This window comes from Patulibacter minatonensis DSM 18081 (genome assembly GCF_000519325.1).
Taxonomy (GTDB): Bacteria; Actinomycetota; Thermoleophilia; order Solirubrobacterales; family Solirubrobacteraceae; genus Patulibacter; species Patulibacter minatonensis.
Map to the genome: position 1 here is coordinate 3,177,137 of NZ_KI912613.1, position 15,667 is coordinate 3,192,803.

The 15,667-nt window shown below is 75.4% G+C and carries 12 protein-coding genes and 1 riboswitch; of the genes, 6 read left to right on the top strand and 6 right to left on the bottom strand.

Annotated features, from left to right (window positions below; genetic code table 11):
* Positions 1 to 81 precede the first annotated feature (81 nt).
* Positions 82 to 1,521, top strand: a complete 1,440-nt coding sequence (locus PATMI_RS30355) for a cryptochrome/photolyase family protein (protein WP_036725902.1) — start codon at positions 82 to 84, stop codon at positions 1,519 to 1,521.
* On the opposite strand, the gene PATMI_RS0114675 is transcribed toward PATMI_RS30355, so the two are convergent.
* Together PATMI_RS0114675 and PATMI_RS0114680 are read right to left on the bottom strand one after the other, a co-directional pair.
* On the bottom strand, positions 1,497 to 2,951 hold the full coding sequence (locus PATMI_RS0114675; protein WP_026911428.1) for a 1,4-alpha-glucan branching protein domain-containing protein: 1,455 nt from the start codon (positions 2,949 to 2,951) through the stop codon (positions 1,497 to 1,499). The genes PATMI_RS30355 and PATMI_RS0114675 overlap by 25 nt on opposite strands.
* A complete protein-coding gene (locus tag PATMI_RS0114680) occupies positions 2,948 to 3,766 on the bottom strand; it encodes a class I SAM-dependent methyltransferase (RefSeq protein ID WP_026911429.1) in 819 nt (272 codons plus the stop codon). The genes PATMI_RS0114675 and PATMI_RS0114680 overlap by 4 nt, the downstream gene beginning before the upstream one ends.
* A 78-nt stretch (positions 3,767 to 3,844) precedes the next feature.
* Between PATMI_RS0114680 and PATMI_RS0114685 the strand changes: the two genes are divergently transcribed.
* Positions 3,845 to 4,786, top strand: a complete 942-nt coding sequence (locus PATMI_RS0114685; protein WP_026911430.1) for a class I SAM-dependent methyltransferase — start codon at positions 3,845 to 3,847, stop codon at positions 4,784 to 4,786.
* Between the two features lie 95 nt (positions 4,787 to 4,881).
* Here PATMI_RS0114685 and PATMI_RS0114690 read toward each other — a convergent pair whose 3' ends face one another.
* The 4 genes from PATMI_RS0114690 to PATMI_RS30365 form a co-directional block, all read right to left on the bottom strand.
* The gene (locus PATMI_RS0114690; RefSeq protein ID WP_026911431.1) at positions 4,882 to 6,291 is read right to left on the bottom strand and encodes a hypothetical protein; all 1,410 of its coding nucleotides are present in this window, start codon (positions 6,289 to 6,291) and stop codon (positions 4,882 to 4,884) included.
* A 187-nt stretch (positions 6,292 to 6,478) separates the two neighbouring features.
* The gene (locus PATMI_RS30360; RefSeq protein ID WP_245604172.1) at positions 6,479 to 7,375 is read right to left on the bottom strand and encodes an acyltransferase; all 897 of its coding nucleotides are present in this window, start codon (positions 7,373 to 7,375) and stop codon (positions 6,479 to 6,481) included.
* A gap of 68 nt (positions 7,376 to 7,443) precedes the next feature.
* The gene (locus PATMI_RS0114700; RefSeq protein ID WP_026911432.1) at positions 7,444 to 8,817 is read right to left on the bottom strand and encodes a hypothetical protein; all 1,374 of its coding nucleotides are present in this window, start codon (positions 8,815 to 8,817) and stop codon (positions 7,444 to 7,446) included.
* Between the two features lie 91 nt (positions 8,818 to 8,908).
* Entirely contained in the window at positions 8,909 to 10,393 is a 1,485-nt protein-coding gene (locus tag PATMI_RS30365; protein WP_051471699.1) for a leucyl aminopeptidase family protein, read from the bottom strand.
* A 171-nt stretch (positions 10,394 to 10,564) separates the two neighbouring features.
* On the opposite strand from PATMI_RS30365, the gene PATMI_RS0114710 reads away from it, so the two are divergent.
* From PATMI_RS0114710 to PATMI_RS30375, 4 genes are all read left to right on the top strand, one after another.
* Complete coding sequence (locus PATMI_RS0114710) at positions 10,565 to 11,743, top strand: acetyl-CoA C-acyltransferase (protein ID WP_026911433.1); 1,179 nt, start codon at positions 10,565 to 10,567, stop codon at positions 11,741 to 11,743.
* A gap of 129 nt (positions 11,744 to 11,872) precedes the next feature.
* Positions 11,873 to 13,135 (top strand): ATP-binding protein, encoded by a 1,263-nt coding sequence (locus PATMI_RS0114715; RefSeq protein ID WP_026911434.1) that lies wholly within the window; start codon positions 11,873 to 11,875, stop codon positions 13,133 to 13,135.
* On the top strand, positions 13,132 to 14,298 hold the full coding sequence (locus tag PATMI_RS34715) for a tetratricopeptide repeat protein (protein WP_051471701.1): 1,167 nt from the start codon (positions 13,132 to 13,134) through the stop codon (positions 14,296 to 14,298). Before PATMI_RS0114715 ends, PATMI_RS34715 begins: the two co-directional genes overlap by 4 nt.
* A 191-nt stretch (positions 14,299 to 14,489) precedes the next feature.
* On the top strand, positions 14,490 to 15,353 hold the full coding sequence (locus tag PATMI_RS30375) for an HAD family hydrolase (RefSeq protein WP_245604173.1): 864 nt from the start codon (positions 14,490 to 14,492) through the stop codon (positions 15,351 to 15,353).
* A gap of 152 nt (positions 15,354 to 15,505) precedes the next feature.
* Positions 15,506 to 15,661, top strand: a riboswitch (cyclic di-AMP (ydaO/yuaA leader).
* The last annotated feature ends 6 nt before the right edge of the window (positions 15,662 to 15,667 follow it).

The window sequence follows — 15,667 nt, forward strand, 5'->3', positions numbered from 1 at the left end:
TACGCCGGTCCGACCCGTGTTTCGACCCGATCGTGCGGGACCGCGAGCGTCCGGGCGCGCCTACGGGTACGTAGACCCGACATGGCCACCACCGAGATCGTCTGGTTCCGGCGGGACCTCCGCGTCCGCGACCACCCCGCCCTGCGGGGTGCCACCACCGACGCGGAGCGCGTCGTTCCGGTGTTCGTCGTCGATCCGACGATCACCGGCGGCTCGGCGGCCAGCGGACCGCGGGCGCACTTCCTGGCGGGGTGCCTGAAGGAGCTCGACGCCGCCCTGCGGGAGCGCGGGGGACGCCTGGTCGTCCGGCACGGCGACCCGGCCGACGTGCTGGTCGCGCTGGCGGAGGAGGTCGACGCCGGCGCGGTGCGGTGGACGAGCGACGCCAGCCCGCACGCGCGGCGCCGCGACGCGCGGGTGACCGACGCCCTGGAGGCCGTCGGCGTCCGGGCCGTCCCGTCGCCCGGGCAGTACGTCGCCGATCCGTCGGAGCCCCGGACCGGGCAGGGGAAGCCCTACACCGTGTTCAGTCCGTTCCACCGCGTGTGGGAGCACCAGGACCGCCGCCGGGTCCTCGACGCCCCGCGCACCCTGACCGTGCCGCAGGTCGCGGGGGACGGCCTCCCGTCGCCGGACGACGTGGGCGCCGGGGGCCTCCCGGACGTCCCCGAGCCGTTCGCGGAGCCGGGGGAGGAGGCGGGGCTGAAGGCCGCCCGCGGTTGGCTCGACGGTCCGATCCAGGACTACGACGACCTCCACGACGTCCTCGCCGGCAAGGAGGGGTCGAGCCGCGCGGCGGGCGGCACGAGCGGCCTGTCGGCCCACCTGCGGTGGGGCACGATCTCACCGCGGTGGCTGGAGGCGCGGGCGCGGAAGCTCTCCGGCGAGGGTCCCGCGGCGTTCGTGCGCCAGCTCGCGTGGCGCGACTTCTACGCCCACGTCTACCTCTTCCACCCGGAGGACCGTCGCCGCGCGCACCAGGCGCGGTTCCGGGACCTCACCTGGGAGCCCGACGAGGAGGCGCTCGAGGCCTGGAAGGCCGGGCGCACGGGCTACCCGCTCGTCGACGCCGGGATGCGGCAGCTCGCGGCGACCGGCTGGATGCACAACCGCGCGCGGCTCGTGGTCGGCTCGTTCCTGACGAAGGACCTCCACGTCGACTGGACCGCGGGCGAGCGGCACTTCTACGCGCTGCTGCAGGACGGCGAGCCGACCCAGAACGACGGCAACTGGCAGTGGGTGACGTCGATCGGCGTGGACCCGAAGCCGTACTTCCAGCGGATGTTCAACCCGACCCGGCAGCTCGTCCGCTTCGACCCCCGCGGCCGCTACGTGCGGCGGTGGGTGCCGGAGCTCGCGCACGTGCCGGACGAGCGGATCGCCGAGCCCTGGAAGATGGGGCCGATCGAGCAGCAGGAGGCCGGGTGCGTGATCGGCGAGGACTACCCGGCGCCGATCGTCGACCACGCCGAGGAGCGCGAGCGGGCGGCGGCGCGCTACCGGGCGGCGGGCGAGAGCTGAGGGTCGCGGGTCGCGGGGTCCGGGGGCTCCAGGTGGGGCGCGAGCCCGCGCAGCCCCGCGTCGAGCGTCCCTGGCGCCGCGAGCTCCAGGCGCAGGGCCTCCGCGTGGCCGGCGAAGCGTCGCTCCGGGTAGTCGCCGGCCGTCCCGCGGGTGCGGAGGAACGCCCAGTCGCTCGACTGCAGCGCGAGCAGCTCGCGCCACGCGCGCGGCGTCGCCCGAGGTCCGGCGGCCAGCACGTCGAGCTCCAGCCGGCGGGCCTCCCAGGCCAGCTCGGCGACGCCGGGGCCGCTCCAGGTGGAGAGGTCCCGCGGGGTGCCCCACGTCGTGGTGCGCCGCGCCGGGGCGGGGAGCGGCGGAGGACCTGCGCGCCGGGCTGCTGCTGCGGCGTCGTCGGCGTGGACGATCCGCAGGCCGCGGGCGGCGGCCTCGTCGAGCACCGCCTCCAGCCAGCCGACGCCCTCGATCCACCAGTGCCCGAGGAACTCGGTGTCGAGCGCGACGGTCGCCAGGCCGCCGTCGGCCACCCGGGCGATCGCCGCGTCGACGAACGTGGCGGCGTCGACCCGGGCGCGGCGGCCGGCACGGGCGGGGTCCCACGCGTGCCCGTCGTTGCTCCACGGCTGCAGGTGGAAGGTCGTGCGCCGGTGGGTGTCGCGGTACGGCGCCGCGGCCGGCATCGCGCCGTCCGACCAGACGAGGTCCATCAGCGCGCGGTCGATCGGCAGGAGCATCGTGCCCGCCGCGGTCGCGTAGGGCGTCAGGTGGGCGGGGGACCCGTGGCCGAGCGGGTCGGTGAGGTCGACGCACGTGGTCCGCACCCCGTGGTCGACGAGCGCGCCGTCCAGGCGCGGGTCGTAGGCGCACTCCGGGAGCCACAGGCCGCCGGCCCACGGACCGCGGCGCCTGCGGTGTGCGTCGATGCCCGCCCGGAGCTGGGTCGCCACACCCCCCGGGGACGCCAGGAGCGGCAGGACGGCGTGGGTCGCGCTCGACGTCCACGACGCGTGGCGGAGCAGCGTCCCGGCGACCTCGGCGGCGTCCGCGGTCCGGCGCCGCGCGGTCCGGTAGTGCTCCCGGAGGGCCCGCAGCGACCGGGCCTCGTCCTCGTGCCCGCCGGCGAGGAAGCCGTCGATCTCCCGGCCGTAGACGTCCTCGCGGGTGTCGTCGAGGAAGGTCCGGAAGCGGTCGACGACGCCGGGCGCGAGCAGCTGGTCGGCGAGGACCGGGGTCACCGAGACCGTCAGGGCCCGGGCGCCCGCGTGCCGGTCGAGGAGCTCCCCGAGCGGCAGGTAGCAGGTGGCGGCGGCCTCCCAGAGCCACTCCTCGCCGAACGGCCAGGTGTCGAACCCCTCGACGTACGGCAGGTGCGTGTGCAGGACGATCGCGAGCGCGCCCGGACCGCCGCCGTCGCCGGGGCCGGCGCTGCTCACGGCCGGAGCACGGCCACGAAGTCGAGCGCCTCGTCCAGGTCCGCCCCGTCGTCCTCGGACCGCAGGACGAAGTCCGACGCCGCGATCGCGGGGGTGAAGCGGTCGTAGAACGGCTTCGTGATCCGCAGGCCCTTGTGGATGCGGTCCCACGCGGCGTGCTCGAGCGCCCAGGCGTGGAGCTTCAGCTTGCGCGCGTGGTAGAGCCCGAGGAGCTCGACGGACCCGAAGTGGCGCTCCAGGAGCTCGCGGTACTCGCCGGCGCGGTACTCCTTGACGTGCCACGGGTTCTCCGACTTCTCGGCGCCGGGGGGCGCGAGGGTCAGGAGGTTCGGGGTCGAGACGTACGCCTCGCCGCCCGGGCGGAGCAGGCCCCTGAACCGCTCGAGGATCGCGTCGGGGTCCTGGACGTGCTCGATCGTCTGCAGGAAGACGAGGACGTCGCACGGCTCGTCGAACGTCTCGACCAGCGTGCGGACGAAGCGGGTGCGGTCGTCGGTGTAGCGCAGCCGGGCGTGCTCGAAGGCCTCGGGGTTGGCGTCGACGCCGACCGCCTCGGCGGCCACGCGGCCGAGCACGGCGGTGCCGTAGCCCTCGCCGCACGCCAGGTCGACGACCTGCTGCGGGCCGCCGCCGGTCGGGCCCGCGACGGTGCGCTCCTCGACCCGCGCCGCGATCCACTCGTAGACGACGAGGTGCCGCCGGTACCAGTAGTTCTCCTCCGGCACGTCGGGCAGCGTCCGCTCGCCCGTCAGCGACAGCGGGGGCACGCCCTCGGGCTGGTCCCGCTGGACGTACAGGGGCGGCGCGTCGCTCATCGGCCCGGGAATCTACGGGACGGCCGTCGCCCGCCGCCGCGCCCGTCCCCGGGGCGGGCGCGTAGACTGCGGCGGCCCATGAGTCCCTTTCCTACCACTGGTAGTGCCGCGGCCGAGCCGGAGGTCGCCGAGCAGATCCGCGACGTCAACACCCGGTACCACGACGGCGCCGCCGCGCAGTACGACGCGAAGTGGGGCATCGACTGGGGCGAGGTCGGCGCCGACCAGATCCGTCAGAAGCTCGAGAAGCTCCTCGGCCGCCCCCTGCCGACGTTCGGCCGCTCGCTCGAGATCGGCGCCGGGACCGGCTACTTCACGCTCCACATGCTGAAGGCGGGGATCGTCCGGGAGGCCGTCGCCACCGACATCTCGCCGGGCATGATCGCGGTGCTCGACGAGAACGCCCGCACGCTTGGGCTGCAGGTCGAGTCGCTCGTCGCCGACGCCGAGAAGCTGCCCTTCGACGACGCGTCCTTCGACCTCGTCCTCGGCCACGCGGTCCTGCACCACATCCCGGACCTGGCCGCCGCCTTCGCGGAGTTCCACCGCGTCCTGCGCCCCGGCGGCGTCATCCTCTTCGCGGGCGAGCCGTCCCGCACGGGCGACCGGATCGCCGTCGTGCCCAAGCGCGCCGCGCACCGCGTGTCGCCGCTCTGGCGCCGGGCGATCAAGGCCCGCCCGGCCGAGCACGGCCACGACGACGGCGGCGCCGAGAACCACGCGCTCGAGTCCCAGGTCGACGTCCACGCCTTCGTGCCGGCCGAGCTGCGCGCCCCGATCGACGCCGCGGGCTTCGAGAAGGTCGACGTGCGGGGCGAGGAGCTGGCGGCCAACTGGTTCGGCTGGTTCAACCGCGGCCTCGAGGCCTCCGCGCGCGACGAGGACGTCCCGTGGGGCTGGAAGATGTACGCCTTCAAGGGCTACCTCTTCTTCCAGAAGGTCGACCGCCGGCTGCTCGAGGGGCGGCTGCCGGCGGGGATCTTCTACAACCTCATGGTCACGGCGCGGAAGCGCGGCTGACGGGCCGGGCCGGACGCGCGCGGGCCCGGCGAAGCGCCGGGCCCGTGTGTGGTCCTCTCGGTGCGGACCGCCGTCCCGTCCGCGCCGGCGGGGACTCAGCCGGCCGGGTCCTTGGCGCTGGTCCCGTAGGAATCGGGGGCGATCAGGTTCGGCAGCGGGTTGGCGCCCATGCCGTCGCGGTCGCAGTCGCTCCCGCCGTCGGACCGGCTGTCGCAGCTGAGATCCGACGCGATGTCGAGGGCCGCGATTCCTCCGCCCGGATCCACGATGCCGGTGTTGATCTTGTCGACGAACTTCGCGTCGATCGACCGGTCGAAGGCCCAGTGGTGGATCTTGCGCAGGAAGATCGTCTTCGCGCCCGATCCGCCGGCCTTCGGGTAGTAGTACGCCTCGGTGGCGGGGTAGCCGTTGCCGTCGGTGTGGACCTTGAAGCTGCCGTCGGAGTTCTGCTTGATCGTGACCTTCACGTCGACGCTCCAGGCACCGATCCCGATCGAGTTCGTGACGGAGTTCAGCAGGGAGACCTTCGCGTACACGGTGTCGGTCTTGGCGGAGCCGTAGATCGACGCGGTGTTGTCGTACCGCGCGTGGAAGTCGGTGCTGGTCACGTACTTCTCGGCGGACTTGTTGGTGATCGGCAGCGCGGCGTGCGTCGAGCCACCCTGGAGTCCCTCGGGGAGCGGGTACTTGTGCGGCCAGTAGAAGCCGCCGGTGATGCGCGACGGACCCGGCAGGTCCTTGTACTTCAGTCCCCAGAAGTTCTTCGGGAACGAGTCCGCGATGTGCGTCGGGTCCACGTTCAGCGAGACCTCGCCGGTCTCGGTGTCCCAGAACAACGACGCCCGGGACGGCACGCCCGACGACGGCACGCTGTTCCAGCCGCGGCCGTCGCCCTTCAACAGCCGGCCACCGGCCTGGCTGTTCGGGATGAAGAAGCGGAACATCACCACGCCGGCCTTCCCGGTCTTCGCCGGGGTGCGCTCGACGATGCGCTTCGTGTCGGCCGGGAGCGGCCCGAAGCCCGTGCTGCGCGCCAGGTCCCAGAGGCCGCTGACCTCCGGGGTCGACGGCGGCGTCGGCGGCTGCGGCGTGGTCGGCGGCTGCTGGCCCGGACCGCACTTCGGCACGCCCTTCAGCGCACCGTCGGTGTACGTCTTCAGCAGCTGGTCGGGGACGTAGTAGCTCCCGACCTTGTCCCAGAGCTTCGAGCCGTACGCCATCTGCCCGGTCGTCTGGCAGGTGATCCGGACCCAGCTGCCCTTCTTGACGTAGTTCACCTTCGCGCGCGGCTCGAGCTGCGGCGCGGTGCGGCCGTCGATGTCGGCCTTCGCGAGGTAGGCGTTGGTCGCTTTCCACGGCTCGAGCGACGTGACGTGGGCGGCTGAGGCCGCGGCGGGCGCCAGCAGCGACGCGGCACCGACGGCGGCGGTGATGCCGAGGCCGATGGTGCGGCGGGCGGTCCGGCGACGGGGCGCCTGGAGTGGGGTGGACGGAGTGACGGACACGGGGTGGCTCCTCGGGGAAGGACGACCGGGGAGGCCGTCTGGTGGAGCCAGGCTGACAGCGCAGACCTCCGACGGAGCGGCCTCCTCAGGAACCTCTCACGGGTCGTGAGACGCTCGTGAGAGCCGGTGTCTGCACGACGCCGGAAGTCGTCCGGTGGGTATGAGGAGCGGCCCCGCGTCGGGGTCGTCAGTCCGCGCCCGCGGAGCCCGGTTCGCGGGCGTCCTCGGGCACGGGCAGGCCGTACCGGCGGGCGTGCTCGCGGATCAGGCGGCGCCGGTCGGCGTCCGGCAGCGGGACGTCGTGCGGATCGGCCCAGACCATCCGCTCGGGGGCGTCGCGCATCCGGACGACCCGGGCGGGGACGCCGGCCGCGACCGCGTTGGTCGGCACGTCCTTCGTGACGACGGCATAGGTGCCGATCACCGCGTTGTCCCCGACCGTGGCGCCGCGCAGCACGGACGCGCCGTACCCCACCCAGACGTTGTGGCCGACCGTCACCGGTCGCGTGTAGATGCCCTGGGCGCGGATCGGGGCGTCGGTCCAGGCGACGGAGTGGTCGAAGTCGATGAACATCGAGCGGTCGGCGATGATGCACTCGCGGCCGATCGAGATCCGCTCGTAGGTGGAGAGCGTGCACTCCTGGCCGATGACGCTCTTGCTGCCGATCACGATCTCGCCCTCGTGGCAGCGGACCTTCGTGTCGTCGCCGATCCAGCTCCAGCGGCCCAGGCGGACGACGGCGTCCGGCCCGAGCTCGAAGTGCACGCCCGAGCAGATGAACGCCGGCCCGTCGAACTGGATCCGCTCCCGGTACTTCAGCTTCAGCCGCAGGGCCCGCGCGAAGAGGATCCAGTAGCGCCAGCCGAGCATCCGGTGCGTCCGGGCGTGCCGCAGCAGGTGCAGCAGGCCGCCGCGGGCGGGGGCCGGCGGCCGGCGGATGTCGGGCGCCGGACCGGGGCCCGCGCGGTCCGGCCCGTGGTCGGTCCCGGGCGCCGCGGCCGTCTCCGGCACGTCCTCGTGCCCGGACGTGGGCTCCTCAGGAGCGTCGCCGGCGCGGCGGGCGGGGGTGGAGTCGGTCGCCACGGACCAAGCCTAGGCCCGCGACGTCCGGCGCGTCGTCCGAGCCCGGGGTGCGTCCGTCACGCGGTCGCTCACCGCCGGATCTCCGGGAGGACGCGCGCGGCGCCGGCCCACGGCAGCGCCCCGCGCTGCGGGTCGGTGGCCGCGCCGCCGTCCAGGACGCCCGCCCCGAGCAGCCAGAGGGTGCCGACGAGCGTCAGCGCCGCCAGGCCGGCCCCCGCGCGCGGCACGCGCTGCCAGGCCCAGCCGACGGTCGCGGCCACCACCGGCAGCGCCGCCGCGGCCCCGGCCCCGCCGAGCCAGTTCGTCGCCGGCCAGGGCGAGAGGATCGCGTAGGGCACGGTGGCGGCGACGAGGACGAGGAGCAGGAAGAGCACGCTGACCTCGACGTGGATCTCGTCGGCGAAGACGCGGAACAGCCGCGACCGCCGCCAGTGGACGAGGCGCCAGACGGCGACGCCGACGAGCCCGAGCACGGGCGCCCACCGCAGCAGCCCGAAGTCGCGGTCGACGAGGAGCCCGACGGGCGAGACGACGATCCGCCGGGCGACGTCCCACGCCCCGTCGAAGAACATCGGCAGCGACCAGCCGACCTGCGGGGCCCACGGCGTCGGTCCCCCGTAGATGCGGTCGTTGACCGTCAGCAGGATGAACGCCGAGAGCAGGAGGACCTCGAGCGCGAGGTACCCCATGAGTCCCCGGCGCCGGCGACGCATCCAGCGGGTCAGCGCCGCGGCGACCACGAGGGCCGCGGGGGCGAGGGGCAGCCAGATCCACGGGACCAGCGCGCAGAGGGTCGCGCACGCCAGCGCCGCGCCCGTCCGGGGGTGGTCGCGGACGGCGAGCGCCGCGGAGACCGCCCCGGTCAGGAGCAGCGCGGTCGGCGCGGTCGGCCCGATCTGCGTGGCACCGAGGACGATCGGGGGCGACAGCGCGACGACCACCACGCCGCGGGTCGCCCACGGGTCCGGGACGATCCGACGGGCCAGGCCGAGGGCCAGCACGAACGCCGCGGCGAGGAGTCCGGCGCACCAGAGCTGCACGGCGAGCGGTCCGCCGATCCCGGTGGTGCGGCCGACCCAGTAGGCCGGGGCGAGCACGGCGCCGAGGCCCAGGCCGCTCGGCTCGACGAAGCCGCCGGGGGCGAGTGGCGGACCCTCGCGGCCGCGCTCGTCCCGCCGCACGGCGACGTTGTTGGCGAGGGCCGCCCCGGGGCGCACCCCGGCGATGCCGCCCCAGTGCTCGTAGGGCCGGGCGATGTACTCGTCGAGGAGGTCGATGTCCCGGTCGGTGACGATCGAGTGGGCGACGAGCAGCCGGTGCGCCTCCGTCTGCGACAGGTCGCGTCCCGGTGCCGCGGGGAGCGTCAGGCCCGCCGCGTAGACGGCGACCAGGCCGGCCCACAGCAGGAGCAGGCGGAGGGGACGGGGGAGGGTCGAGATCACGGCGGGCGTGCCGCCCGTGGGCCCGGGGGCAGGCCCGCACGCTAGCGGTCCGCCCCCGTCCGGACGCCGCGCCCGCGCCGCGGGCCGCGGCTCAGCCGGCGACCCGCCGGGCGGTCTCGGTCAGCAGCCGCACGCCCCAGCCGCTCGGGCCCTTCGCGAGGTACTTGCGCGGCAGGTCGTGCGAGAGCGCGGCCATGTCGACGTGCGCCCACGGCGCGTCGCCGGTGAAGCGCTCGAGGAACGCGGCCCCCTGGATCGGGTGCGCGACGCGGCCGCCGCTGTTGGTCAGGTCGGCGAGGCGGCTCTTCAGGAGCTCGCGGTGGGCGTCCTCGAGCGGCAGGCGCCACACGCGCTCGCCGGTCGCCTCGCCCGCGGCAGTGACCTCCGCGAGCCAGTCGTCGTCGCGGCCCATCAGGCCGGCGTGCGAGGTCCCGAGCGCGGTGACGACGCCGCCGGTCAGCGTGGCGATGTCGACGAGGCGCTCCGCGCCGAGCTCCAGCGCGTACGTCAGGCCGTCGGCGAGGACGAGCCGGCCCTCGGCGTCGGTGTTCGTGATCTCGACCGTCGTGCCGTTCTTCGCCGTGAAGACGTCGTCGGGCTTCATCGCCGAGCCGTTGACGAGGTTCTCCGTGGAGCAGACCACGGCGAGGACGCGGACGGGGAGCCGCAGACGGGCGATCGCCTCCATCGCGCCCAGCACCGCCGCGCCGCCGGACATGTCGAAGCGCATCGTCCGCATCGAGAGCGGCGGCTTCAGCGAGTAGCCGCCGGTGTCGTGCGTGACGGCCTTGCCGACGAGTCCGAGCAGCGGCCCGGCGGCCCCGGGGCCCTCGTAGCGGAGGGTGATCAGCGCCGGGGGCTCGTCGCTGCCGTGCGACACCGCGGAGAAGAGGCCCATGCCCCGGCGGCGCAGCGCGCCGATCCCGACCTCCGCCGTCGCGGTCAGGCCGTCGAGCTCGTCGCCGATCGCCAGCGCGCGCGCGACGAGCGCCCGCGGGGTCAGGTGGTTCGACGGCAGCTGCTGGAGCACGCGGGCGCCGTTCTGGGCGGACCCGACCGCCGCGCCGGCGGTGACCGCCGCGCCCGCGTCGTCGTCCGGCACGCCGCCGCCGGGGCCCGCGATCCGCACGGCCGGCGTGTCGTCGGGGGCGGGCTCGGGATCGGGGTCGGACGCGGGCCGGCCGACGACCTTGGCCGGCTCGTGGAGCGCGAGCGCCGCCGCCGTGGCGACCGGACCCGCGCTGTCCGCGTCGTCCAGGACGACCACGACCGACCGTGCGCGGAGCCCGCGCGCGTGACGGACCGCGGCACCGGCCGCCGACCTGAGGTCCTCCGCCGTCGGCGCGTCGCCCACGCCCGCCAGCACCCAACGCGTCCCGTCGTCGCCGTGGGTGTGCGCCACGGACCCGGCCGCGCTGCGGGCCTCCCCGCTCTCGACGAGCCGGCCGAGCGCCGCCGGGGCGTCGTCCGGCGCACCGAGGGGGCCGTCCGGCCCGAGCAGCACGACGACGGCGTCCGCCTTCGGGTCCTCGTCGCGGAGGGCGGAGACGGGGGGACGCGGTGCGGTGTCGGTCACCCGCAGAACCCTACGGCCCCCGCCGACCCCTGCCGGGCCCCGGACGTCCGGGCGCACGCGCTGGAGGACCGCACACCCCGCCGTCCCGCCGTCCGGTGGAGGTCCGCATACACTTCCTACCCTCCGTAGGCACGCCCGTGTCCACGAGCGGCAGAGAGAGGACCTCGCACCATGGCCAAGACCGTCATCCTGGGCACCGCCCGCACCCCCGTCGGGAAGCTCGGCGGAGGACTGTCCACCGTCAAGCCCGTCGAGCTCGGCGCCGTCGCGATCAAGGGCGCGCTCGAGCGCGCCGGCGTCGCGCCGGACGAGATCGTCCACGTCGTGATGGGCCACGTGATCCAGGCCGGTCAGGGCCAGATCACCGCCCGCCAGGCGCAGATCGCGGCGGGGATCCCGAACACGGTCCCGTCCGAGACGATCAACAAGGTCTGCACGTCGAGCATCCGCTCGGCCGCGACCGTCGACCTCCACGTCCGCGCCGGCGAGTACGCCGGCCCCGCGATCGCGGGCGGCATGGAGTCGATGTCCCTGGCGCCGTACCTCCTCCCGAAGGCCCGCACCGGGTACCGGATGGGGCACGCCGAGTTCCTCGACTCGATGGTCCTCGACGGCCTGACGAACTCCTTCACGCACCGCCAGATGTTCGACGAGACCTCCGAGGTCGCGACCGAGCACGGCTGGACGCGCGAGCAGCTCGACGAGTGGGCCGCCGGCTCGCAGGACAAGGCGATCGCCGCCCAGGACGCCGGCCGGCACGCCGACGAGATCGTCCCGGTGACGATCAAGGGCCGCAAGGGCGACACCGTCGTCGACACCGACGAGGGCCCGCGCCGTGGCACCACCGTCGAGGTCCTCGCCAAGCTCCCCGGCCTCGTCAAGGGCGGCACGCACACCGCCGGCAACTCGCCGGGCGTCAACGACGGCGCCGCCGCGCTCGTCCTGGCCTCCGACGAGTGGGCCGCCGCGAACGGCAAGACCGTCCTCGGCGAGATCGTCTCCTTCGGCCAGGCCGCCGGCGACTTCCCGAACCTGCTCACGACGCCGGGCAAGGCGTCCTTCCAGGCCCTCGAGAAGGCCGGCCTCAAGCCGTCCGACGTCGACGTCTGGGAGATCAACGAGGCCTTCTCCTCGGTCGCGCTGAACACCATCAAGGACCTCGGCATCGACGCCGCGAAGGTCAACGTCAACGGCGGCGCCGTCGCCCTCGGCCACCCGCTCGGCGCCTCCGGCGCCCGCATCATCGGCTCGATGCTCCTCGAGCTCGGCCGTCGCGGCGGCGGCTACGGCATCGCCACCGCGTGCTCCGGCACCGGCCAGGGCGACGCCATCCTCATCAAGGTCGGCTGACCGGGGGCGGTTCGCCGGGCGGGTGCCCGGCGAACCGCCCCGCCGTGCCTCGGCGACGTCGCTGCCGTGCCCCGCGACGACCGCCGAACGGCGTTGTGCCCGCCCGCGCCGGGCCGTAGGGTCCGGCGCATGGCGGAGTCCCGCGGCCTCAACGACGCCCTCCGCGACGCGCTGGAGCGCGAGCCCGGCAACGACGACCTCCGGCGACACCTCGCCGAGCAGGAGCTCCTCTCGGGCGACGCGCCCGCCGCCCTCGAGCACTGCCGGCGCCTGCTCGGGTCCGATCCCGGCGACCCCGGACTGCTCGACCTCGCCGCCCGCGCCGCGAAGGCCGCCGGCGACGACGTCGCGGCCGAGCGCTACGCCGCCGCCCTCGGGCCCCGGCCGCCCGCACCCACGGCCCCCGGCGCGGACCGCGGCCCGGGCGACTCCCGGACCCCGCCGCCCCGTCGCGCGCGCAACCCCGTCGCCGGAGACTGGGACGACGACGAGGACGACGAGGACGACGACGGATGGCTCGACGTCGAGCGCTCCGTCGTCCGCCTCGAGGACGTCGGCGGGATGGAGCAGGTCAAGCGCCGCCTGCAGCTGAGCTTCCTCGGGCCGCTCGCCAACCCCGAGCTGCGCGCGAGCTACGGCGCCCAGCTCCGCGGCGGCCTGCTCCTCTGGGGCCCTCCGGGCTGCGGCAAGACCCTGATCGCCCGCGCGCTCGCGGGCGAGCTGGGCGCGAGCTTCGTCTCCCTCGGCATCAGCGACGTCCTCGACATGTGGGTCGGGAGGTCGGAGCAGAACCTCCGCGAGGCGTTCGACCACGCGCGCCGCACCTCGCCGTGCGTCGTCTTCCTCGACGAGCTCGACGCGCTGGGACAGAAGCGCAGCCAGCTCCGGCACTCCGGGGTCCGCACGACCGTCAACCAGCTGCTCTCGGAGCTCGACGGCGCCGAGCGCGACAACGACGGCCTCTTCGTCCTCGGCGCCACGAACCACCCGTGGGACGTCGACACCGCGCTCCGGCGGCCGGGCCGCTTCGACCGCTCCGTCCTGGTCCTGCCGCCCGACGAGCCGGCGCGCGCGGCGATCCTCCACGGCGCCCTCGCGTCGCGGCCGACGGCGAAGGACGTCAACGTCGACGAGATCGTCGCCCGCACCGCCCTGTTCTCCGGTGCCGATCTCGTCCGCCTCGTCGACGACGCGACCGAGCGCGCGATGGAGCGGGCCGTCCGCTCCGGCAAGGTCGACCCGGTCACGCGCTCCGACCTGCGCGCCGCGACGAAGGAGTCCCGGCCGTCGACGACCTCCTGGTTCGACGTCGCCAAGAGCTACGCCACCTTCGCCGACGAGGGCGGCGAGTACGACGAGCTCCTCGACTACCTGAAGCGGCACAAGCGGTGACGGGCGATCCGGAGCTCGTGGGCGGCCGGGTCGACCCGGCCGCGGACGCCCTGCAGCGGAGTTCCGCGCTCACGGCCGTCGGGCGGCACGCGGAGGCCGAGGCCCAGCTCCTCGGCGCGCTGTCGGACCTGCCCGACGACCCGCTGCTCCGGACCGAGCTCGCGCGCGTCCTGCTCCTCCAGGGGCGCGGGAAGGACGCGCTCCCGCACGCGGAGCGCGCCGTGGCCGCCGCCCCGGAGTTCGCCTATGCCCACGCGATCCGGGCGCTCGTGCTGTCCACGGACCTGCGCCGCAAGCGCGAGGCGGTCGACGCCGCCCGCGAGGCGGTCCGGATCGACCCGGAGGACCCGTTCTGCCACCTCACGCTCGCCCGCGCGTGCCTGCGCTCGCGGTGGTTCCCCGAGGGCCTCGACGCGGCCGACCGCGCCGTCCGGCTGGATCCGGAGCGCTCCGACGCCCACAGCGTCCGCGGGGCGGCGCTCCTGGCGCTGGACCGCGACGCCGAGGCCGAGGCGGCCTACCGCGAGGCGCTCCGCCTGGACCCGGGCGACGCGGACGCCCTGAACGACCTCGCGATCGCCGTCCGCGCACAGGGCAAGGAGCGCGGCGCGGAGGCGCGGGGGCTCTTCGAGGACGCCGCGCGCGCCGATCCGGAGGACGCCGTCGCCCGCGGCAACCTGGCCTCCGACGCCCGGAGCTGGGTCAACGGGCGGTGGGGCTGGGCGGTCGTCGCGTTCGCCGTCTTCCGCGCCCTCGGCACGCTGACGGGCGACACCGAGGACCGCACGTCGGTCGCGATCGTCTGGGCGGCGATCGCCGCCGGCGTCACGGTGTTCCTGCTCGTCCGCGCCGCCCGGCGCCGGGCGGCCCTGAGCCCGGCCGCGCGCCGGCTCCTCGACGACCAGTCGTGGACCGACCGCGTCCAGCTCTCGCGCTGGCGGCCCATCTGGTGGTTCATCCCCGCGCCGGTCTGGCTCGGGATCTCGGTCGTCCTCGCGGCGGTCGCGGTCGTGGGGTTGACCGGCGCGCCGCGCTCGGACGGGCTCTGGTTCCTGCTCGCCCTGGCGATCGCCGTCGGCATCGGCACCGGGCGCCGGACGTGGCGCCTGCACGGGGAGCCGCGGTGGGCCCGGCGCCCGGCGGCCCGCGACCCGGAGGCGTAGGGCGGACGGTCCCGGCGCCGCCCGTCGCCGTCCCGGACGACCGGCCCACCCGTCGGGCCGGCCGACGCCGGACGGCCGTCGCACCGGGGGGGGAGCGCGGCCGTCGCACCGCCGGAGGGCTCGGCCGCGCGGGCGATCGGCGCCACGCCGCCTTGACCGGCCCCTGAGGACCCGCGGGTAGGGTGCGCGCTGTGTCCGACGCCCCGACCCCCGTCGCCCAGCCCGTGACCGACGCCTCGACCCCCGTCGCCGTGCCGCCGGGCGACGGCGACCCCGGCTCCCGCGCCGCCGTCTTCTTCGACCTCGACAAGACGCTCGTCGCCGGATCGTCGGGCTTCTACTGGGCCCGCGCCGCAGCCGCCCAGGGCCTGATCTCCCGCCGCCGGCTGGCCGCCGACGGCTGGGAGAACCTGAAGTTCCGCATGCGCGGGTCGACCGACGAGTCGACCCAGCGGGTCTGGGAGCGCGCCGGCGCCTTCATCGCCGGCCAGCGGGTCCGCGACTTCGACCGCCTCGCCCCGCGGGTCCTCGCCGGCCTGCTCCCGCGGCTGTACCCGAGCATGCTCGCCCTCGCGTGGGAGCACCAGGACGCCGGGCGCCCGGTCTACATCGTCACCGCGTCGACGCAGGAGACGGCGGACATGGTGGCCCGCGTCGTCGCGTTCGACGGCGGCATCGGCGCACCGCTCGAGCAGCGCGACGGGCGCTACACGGGCCGGCTGTCGGGCCCGATGACCTACCGCGAGGGCAAGGTCGCGGCCATCGAGGCCCTGGCCGCACGCGAGGGGTTCGACCTCGCCGCGTCGTGGGCGTACTCCGACAGCGAGTCGGACCTCCCGATGCTGCGCGCCGTCGGTCACCCCGTCGCCGTGAACCCGGACCGCGAGCTCGCCCGCGTGGCCGCCGACGAGGGGTGGGAGGTCATCCGGCTGGAGCGCCTGTCGAGCCACGTGCGGACCGTCGTCGCCCTGGCGGCGCTCGGGACCCTGGGCGGCCTCGGCCGGGCCGCGACGGCCGGCCGGTCCCGGGCGGCGCGGGCGCGCACCGGCGGCTGACGACCGCTCCGCGAGCGGTCCTCCGCTCGCCGCGCGTCGACGTCCGCGCGTCGGTTCCTCCCCGGGCGTCCAGACCCGCGATCCCCGTCGGGGAGGGCGATCGCGGGCCAACGCTTCGCACGCGCCGTCTCTTCGGATACGCTTCGGCGCTCCATAACCCATTGCCGAGTCCCCGCCGCACGTCGACGGGGAACGGGGGACCCATTGATCGCCTTCGGGCGGTCGGGGGCGAATCGCCGGAGTGATCCGGCGTAGCGCAGTCTCAGAGCGCGAGCCCGTCAGCTAACCCCGTAGGCGCGAGAGACGAAGGACGG